An 8,040-nucleotide genomic window follows, 5' to 3' on the forward strand; every position below is an offset into this window, starting at 1 on the left:
ACTGCAAATATTGATGTAGAAACAAGAGATATATCATTAGCAGGAAGAATTTTATCTAACTTTCCTGAATATTTGAAAGACGACCAAAAAGTAGCTGACAATTTAGCCGAATTAGGACAATTAGCTACAACGCCAGAAGCAAATATTATAAAATTACCAAATGTTTCAGCTTCTGTTTCCCAATTAAAAGAAGCGATTGCAGAATTACAATTACATGGTTATGCCATTCCTAATTTTGTAGAAGAACCTCAAAACGATACGGAAAAAGAAATAAAAGCAAAATATTCAAAAGTACTTGGTTCTGCAGTAAATCCTGTTTTGCGTGAAGGAAATTCAGACAGACGCGCACCAAAAGCCGTTAAGAATTACGCGAAACATAATCCACATTCTATGGGAACTTGGAATGCCGATTCAAAAACAGAAGTCGCACATATGATTGAAGGCGATTTTTACGGAACTGAAACTTCTACAACCATTGAAAATGATTCGAAATTCAGAATTGTATTTGAAGGAAATGATGGCACTTCAACTGTATTAAAAGATTTTTCAAATTTAAAAGCTGGAGAAATCATTGATAGTTCAATAATGAATTTAAAAGCTTTAAAAGAATATTCAAAGAAAACAATTGCATACGCAAAAGAAAAAAACGTAATGCTTTCTGCTCATTTGAAAGCTACGATGATGAAAATTTCAGATCCAATTATTTTCGGTGCTATTGTTGAAACCTATTTTGAAGCCGTTTATACTAAATATTCAGACCTATTTAAATCTTTAGACATTCATCCTAATAATGGTTTGCAAGATTTGTACAATAAAATTGTTGGAATTTCTGAAGAAGAAGCTATTAAACAAGACCTAGCTGCTGCTTTAACAAACGGACCAAAAGTAGCTATGGTGAATTCTGATAAAGGAATTACTAATTTTCACGTTTCTTCTGATATTATTGTAGATGCTTCTATGGCAGCTTTAGCAAGAAGTGGTGGGAAAATGTGGAATACAGATGGGAAAGAAGAAGATACTATTACAATGATTCCAGATCGTTCGTATGCTGGTTTTTATACCGCAGTTATTGACGATATGAAAAAATATGGTGCTTTAGACCCTAGAACAATGGGTTCTGTGCCAAATGTTGGATTAATGGCTCAAAAAGCAGAAGAATATGGCTCGCACGACAAAACTTTTCAATTATCTGCACCTGGAATTGTAAAAGTGGAAAATGAAAACGGAGCGAATTTGCTTTCTCAAAAAGTAGAAGCTGGCGATATTTTCAGAATGTGTCAAACTAAAGATGCACCAATTCAAGATTGGGTAAAATTAGCCGTAAACAGAGCTCGTTTATCTGACACTCCAGCACTTTTTTGGTTAGATAAAGATAGAGCTCACGATAGAGAAATTATCAAAAAAGTAGAAAAATATTTAAAAAATTACGATACTTCAGGTTTAGATATTCGTATTTTAGATGTTAAAGACGCAATGTCGGAAACATTAAAAAGAATTAGAGAAGGAAAAGATACTATTTCAGTTTCTGGAAATGTGTTACGTGATTACTTAACCGATTTGTTTCCAATTTTAGAATTAGGAACTTCAGCCAAAATGCTTTCTATTGTTCCATTAATGAACGGTGGTGGATTATTTGAAACTGGAGCAGGTGGTTCTGCACCAAAACACGTAGAGCAATTTATTGATGAAGGCTACTTACGTTGGGATTCATTAGGTGAAATTTTAGCCTTAGGCGTTTCTTTGGAACATTTAGGACAAAGTCTAAATAATGAAAAAGCATTAGTTTTATCAGAAACCTTAGACCAAGCAACTGAAAAATTCTTGGCAAATGATAAATCGCCGGCTCGTAAAATTGGTCAATTAGACAATAGAGGTTCGCACTTTTATATTGCTTTATATTGGGCACAGGCTTTAGCTTCGCAAGATAAAAACGCTGAATTAAAAACCTACTTCACTCCTATTGCAGCAGAATTAACTGCTAACGAAGCAAAAATTGATGCTGAATTAATTGATGCTCAAGGTAAAAAACAAGAAATTGGCGGATATTATCAACCAAACGAAAGTTTATTGAGTGCTGCAATGCGCCCAAGTACAACATTAAATGCTATAATAAATAAAATGTAAATTTTATTTTCAAAATAATTAAAGGCGATGTAATTTCTTTATGTCGCCTTTTTTAATTAACGTCAACTTAACAGATATTTTGTACTATTTTTGCGAAATTTGTATCCAACATCGAAACAAATAAAAAATGAAAAAAAATAACTTTTTAACACTTCTTTTTTTATTACTCTTTACAGTTGCCTTTTCACAAGAAAAAGTAACGTTAAGCGGTATAGTAAAAGATCAAAAAACTAATGAAACATTAATTGGCGTAACAATTTCTTTTCAAAATAGTACAACTACTCGAACTTCGTTAACAAATGAATACGGGTTTTATTCCATTTCATTGCCTAAAGGCGAATATAGAATCGAAATAAATTCTTTAAGTTTCGATGGTTTTTCAGAAGTAATTTCTTTGGAATCAAACACCAAAAAAGATTTGTTTTTGATTGAAAAATCAAATGAGATTGAACAAGTTGTAGTGGCCGGAAATTCAAAAAAACTACAAATTGACAAACCAGAAATGAGTGTCAACAAACTAACTATTTCTCAAATAAAATCAATGCCAGCCATTTTAGGTGAAGTAGATGTGATTAAGTCCATTTTAACTTTACCTGGCGTTACAAATGCTGGAGAAGGGCAATCTGGGTTTAACGTTCGTGGTGGTGCTGCAGATCAAAATTTAATATTATTAGACGAAGCGACAATTTATAATTCGTCTCATTTATTCGGATTTTTCTCTGTTTTTAATGCCGATGCTATTAAAGATTTAAAGCTATATAAAGGTGGAATTCCTGCAAGATTTGGCGGAAGAGTAGCTTCTGTATTAGATATTTATCAGAAAGAGGGAAATAGTAAAAAATTCGGAATGAATGGTGGAATCGGTTTAATTTCAAGTAGAATATTAGCCGAAGGACCAATCGTAAAAGACAAAGGCTCTTTCTTAGTTGCAGGAAGAAGTAGTTATGCTCATCTATTTTTAAAACTTGCTGACAATAACAACACCGCTTATTTTTATGACTTAAACACAAAAATAAATTACAAATTAAACGAGAATAACAACTTATTTTTATCTGGTTATTTTGGAAGAGACGTTTTTAGTTTAAATAATCAATTTATAAATACCTATGGAAATTCGGTATTAAACGTAAGATGGAATCACTTATTTAATGATAAATTATTTTCAAATGCTTCGTTTATTTATAGTGATTATTACTATGGTTTGACTTTAGATTTTATAGGATTTAATTGGGAAAGCGGCATTAAAAATTATAATTTCAAATACGATTTTAAACATTATGTTTCGGATAGTTATAAATTATTTTATGGTGCAAATGCTATTTATTATGATTTCAATCCAGGAAGAATTGAGCCAATAGATGCAAATTCGAGTATTAATGAAAAACAACTTGCCAAAAAACACGCCTTCGAACCTGCTTTTTATATTGATGCTGAACAAAAATTAATCGATAAACTTTCTGTAAATTACGGATTAAGATATAGTATGTTTTACAGGTTAGGAAGTCAAACTATGAATGTTTATGCAAATAACCAACCCGTAACGTATGATGCAGATTTGGGTATTTACGAAAAAGCGACTCCTGTTGATACCAAGTATTATGGAAAAAATGAAACTATTGCCAATTTTGGAAATTTAGAACCTCGAATTGCTTTGGCGTATACTATTAACGAAAATCAATCTGTGAAAGCGAGTTATAATAGAATGAGTCAATATTTACATTTAATTTCGAATACACAATCGCCAACACCTTTAGATATTTGGACACCGAGTGATAACTTCTTAAAACCTCAAATTTTAGATCAATTTGCAGTGGGTTATTTTAAAAATTTAAAAAATGGCGATTATACATTAGAAGTAGAATCGTTTTATAAAATGGTGAAAAACAGATTAGATTATATTGATGGTGCTGACTTAATTGCCAATGAAGCAATTGAACAAGTGGTATTAGCAGGAAAAACTCGAGCTTATGGATTAGAAATTATGGCTAAGAAAAACGTAGGTAAACTTTCTGGTTGGATTTCATACACACTCTCACGTTCGGAACAACAAACTGCTGGAAGAACACCTATTGAATCAGGAATAAATAATGGCAACTGGTACAAAACAGGTTGGGACAAAACACATAATATTTATGTAACAGGAAGTTATAAATTAAATCAAAAATGGAGTTTTGGAAGTATTTTCACCTATCAAACAGGGCAACCGGTAACTTTTCCAACGGCGCAATATCAATATCAAGGCATCAATGTTCCTGTATATAGTGATAGAAATCAAGATAATTTACCTGCTTATCATCGTATAGATGTTTCTGCTACTTTAAATCCAACAAAAAACAAAGGAAGAAAATGGCAAGGCGAATGGGTTTTCTCTGTATATAATTTGTATGGCAGAAAAAATGCAGCGTCTATAAATTTCAGACAAAATCAAGATAGTGGATTGAATGAAGCGGTACGACTTTCTATTTTTGGAATGGTACCAAGTGTTACCTATAATTTTAAATTTTAATACCATGAAAAACAAAATAAAATATTTCATTTTAGCAATTGGTTTATTTCTATTTAGTTGCGAAGAAGTAGTTGATGTAGATTTAAATAATAGCGAACCAAAATTGGTTATTGATGCTTCTATTAAATGGGAAAAAGGTACGCCTGGTAATGAACAATCTATAAAAATAACAACAACTGCTGATTATTTCAACAACATTGTACCTGTTGTAAATGGAGCAATTGTAAAAATAACAGATTCCAATAACACCGTTTTTAATTTCTTAGAAGATGGTGCAAGTGGTATTTATAAATGCACCAATTTTACTCCAGTATTAAATGGGGTTTACACGCTATCGGTAATTCATAACGGACAAACATATGTTGCCACAGATAAACTATATCCAGTTCCTGCAATCACTTCAATTGAACAAAATTTAAACGGTATAACCGGAAATGATATAGAACTAAAATTTAACTTTCAAGATAACGGCGCAGAATCTAATTTTTATTTAGAAGAATACAAAGTACCATATAGACCCTTTCCGCTTTTAGGTGTGTTTAACGATGAATTTACTAATGGAAATCAAATGTTCTCACTACTAATTGATAAAGATTTAGCACCAGCACAAAATGTAAAATTTTCGTTACACGGAATTTCAGAACGCTACCATAATTTTATGAATATTCTAATTAGTATTTCTGGCGGATTAAGTAATGGTCCATTCAGCACACCTCCAGCAACTGTAAAAGGTAATATTATCAATCAAAGCAATAATGCTAATTACCCTTTAGGTTATTTTAGATTGTCAGAAGTGGATGTGAGAAATTATACAATTCAATAGCAAAATCATCATTTGTTTTTAAACACAGATTTAAGAAATTATAAAAATTTATATAATTACTTAAATCTGTGTTTCTTTTTAAATTTCAATTTACAAAAATCAATAAAAAACAATAACTTTGACTAATGTAAGCATCAACTTACAAAAACTAAAAACTACAAACCATAAACATTAATTATGTCTTCACATCATATAGTTCGCGACGACCAAGAACCAGCATTAATTATTGCAAATGGTTTGGCTTGTAATACCGAACTTTTAGGACAACTTTTAGAATGGTCGCCATTAGTAATTGTTTTAGATGCAGCGATAGAACGTGTGCTGGAATTAGGTATAAAAGTTGATGTTTTATTAGGTGATTTCGATAGAAATTTTGATACAGAATATTATAAAAACAACCATTATCCAATTGAAATTATCCATACTCAAGATCAAAATAAAACTGATTTAGAAAAAGCTTTCGATTTTTTAATACAAAAAGGACATAAAGCGGCAAATGTCGTTTGGGCAACTGGCAAACGAGCAGATCATACTTTAAACAATTTTTCCACACTTGCATCATACAGGAATCAATTAAAAATTGTTTTATTTGATGACCATTCAAAAGTATTTTTGTTACCAACTTCATTTAAAAAATGGTATCCCAAAAACAGTATCATTTCGCTAATTCCATTAGGAAAAGTAGAAAATATTTGTACCGAAAATCTATTTTACAAATTACAAAATGAAACTTTAGAATTAGGATTTCGAACAGGAAGCAGTAATCACGTTTGCAAAGACGGAATAATTACAATTACACACGAAAAAGGTAATTTATTATTAATTGAAAGTTTTGATTAAAATGAAAAATTATCAATTAAACGAGTTTTTGCATATAAAAGGTATCGGTTCTGCATCTGGACTAATTTACTTTCAGAATGTACTTTTTATCATTTCAGATAATAGTACTTATTTATATCAATATATTATTGACAAAAAAATAGTTCTAAAATTTCCTTTAGTAGATACTCCGCAAGAAAATATTGCAAAAAAAGACAAATTAGATTTAGAAGCTTTGACTCATTTTGGAAATCAAATTTTTATTTTTGGTTCTGGTTCAACGGCACAACGAAATACAATGTTTTCTTTAAATTTAGAAAATGATGCTTTACAAAAAAATGATTTGTCTGTATTGTATGAGTTTTTAAGAAAATTAGCTTCATTAAATGATGACGAACTTAATATAGAAGGCGCTATTTGTGCAAATAAAACCATGTTACTTTTTCAAAGAGGAAATGGAAAAAATAGCAAAAATGGAATTTTCATTATTCCGGATAATGCTTCACTCTCAAAACATTTTGTGGCTATAAAATTACCAAAAATAAAAAACGTTGAAGTCTCATTTACAGATGCCGTTTTAGTTGATAATTACATTTATTTTTTAGCAACTGCAGAAGATACTATTTCGACTTATGAAGACGGAGAAGTACTTGGATCACTTATTGGAAAAATGAAAAGTGATACATTTGAAATTATTGAGACCCAAATAATATCAAATACTCAAAAATTTGAAGGCATTACATTGTATGAAAACAACGATAAAGAAATTCATTTTTTACTCTGCGAAGACAATGATACAGAAATTTTAGAATCAAAAATTTATAAATTAACCTTAAAAAAATAAATATGAACCCAATTTTTAACCAAAATATTTTTTTAGTAAAAGAAAAAATAGGGATGTTCAAAGCATCAAATAATTATGATATTTTTAATCCAGAAAACAATGAATTAGTTTTAACTTGTAGAGAACCAAATTTGGGCTTTTTTACAAAACTTTTCCGATTTACTGATTACAAAAGAATGACACCTTTTGATATTGAAATCAGAACTGCATCTGGTGAATTAACCATTCAAATTAAAAGAGGCGTAACAATTTTTCGTTCCGATATTGACGTTTTTGATGGTGGTGGAAGAAAAATCGGCGTGTTTAAACAGAAATTCTTTTCTTTTGGTGGCCGATTTGATGTACACGACCATCAAGACAAACATTTATGTACATTACAAGGTAAATGGACAGGATGGGATTTTAAATTTAATAAAGACAATAAAGAATTGGCTAATGTTTCTAAAAAATGGGCAGGTTTGGGTAAAGAATTTTTTACAAGCGCCGATAACTATATAATAAATATTACAGATGTAGCCGAAGAAAGCGCACTACGTCCATTGCTAATTGCTGCAGTAATGTGTATTGATATGGTTTTTAAAGAATAAAACATAAAAAAATCCCCAATTTTCATTGGGGATTTTTTTATTATTTAACAGAAGCTGCTTTGTCTTTCATTCCTAAAGTTTCATAACTCAATTTTAAAATTGTTTTCATATCTTGATTTGCTACATCAAGTTGATGTGCTCTTTCAAAATAAGGTAATGCTTTTAAATACATTGCTTTTCTTTTTGCATTTAGTTCATTATACATTTTTGTATTTTTTAAATTGGCATTAATTTCATCTACAATTTTAGCATCATCAGCTAACATTAAGAATCCTACATTATATTGTAATTGAGCATTGTTTGGATCTTTTTCTAAAATGCCTTCAATTAATTTTTG

The 8,040-nt window shown here is 30.3% G+C and carries 6 protein-coding genes and 1 pseudogene; 6 read left to right on the forward strand and 1 reads right to left on the reverse strand.

Translation table 11 applies throughout. The features are described 5' to 3' along the window. From ABWO04_RS08480 to ABWO04_RS08505, 6 genes are all read left to right on the forward strand, one after another. On the forward strand, positions 1 to 2,124 hold a 2,124-nt coding region (locus tag ABWO04_RS08480), incomplete at its 5' end, for an NADP-dependent isocitrate dehydrogenase (protein ID WP_353079116.1). Positions 2,125 to 2,251: 127 nt separating this feature from the next. Next, positions 2,252 to 4,630 (forward strand): TonB-dependent receptor, encoded by a 2,379-nt coding sequence (locus ABWO04_RS08485; RefSeq protein ID WP_353079118.1) that lies wholly within the window; start codon positions 2,252 to 2,254, stop codon positions 4,628 to 4,630. A 4-nt stretch (positions 4,631 to 4,634) separates the two neighbouring features. Next, positions 4,635 to 5,453, forward strand: coding sequence for a DUF4249 domain-containing protein (locus tag ABWO04_RS08490; RefSeq protein WP_353079120.1), 819 nt, complete (start codon positions 4,635 to 4,637; stop codon positions 5,451 to 5,453). 177 nt (positions 5,454 to 5,630) lie between these two features. Continuing rightward, positions 5,631 to 6,293, forward strand: a complete 663-nt coding sequence (locus tag ABWO04_RS08495) for a thiamine diphosphokinase (RefSeq protein WP_353079122.1) — start codon at positions 5,631 to 5,633, stop codon at positions 6,291 to 6,293. Between the two features lies 1 nt (position 6,294). Next, complete coding sequence (locus tag ABWO04_RS08500; RefSeq protein WP_353079124.1) at positions 6,295 to 7,116, forward strand: DUF6929 family protein; 822 nt, start codon at positions 6,295 to 6,297, stop codon at positions 7,114 to 7,116. Between the two features lie 2 nt (positions 7,117 to 7,118). Next, positions 7,119 to 7,703, forward strand: a complete 585-nt coding sequence (locus tag ABWO04_RS08505; protein ID WP_353079126.1) for an LURP-one-related family protein — start codon at positions 7,119 to 7,121, stop codon at positions 7,701 to 7,703. A gap of 40 nt (positions 7,704 to 7,743) precedes the next feature. Here ABWO04_RS08505 and ABWO04_RS08510 read toward each other — a convergent pair. After that, positions 7,744 to 8,040: pseudogene (locus ABWO04_RS08510) on the reverse strand (hypothetical protein); the annotation flags it as partial.

The organism is Flavobacterium sp., from assembly GCF_040382755.1.
Taxonomy (GTDB): domain Bacteria; phylum Bacteroidota; class Bacteroidia; order Flavobacteriales; family Flavobacteriaceae; genus Flavobacterium.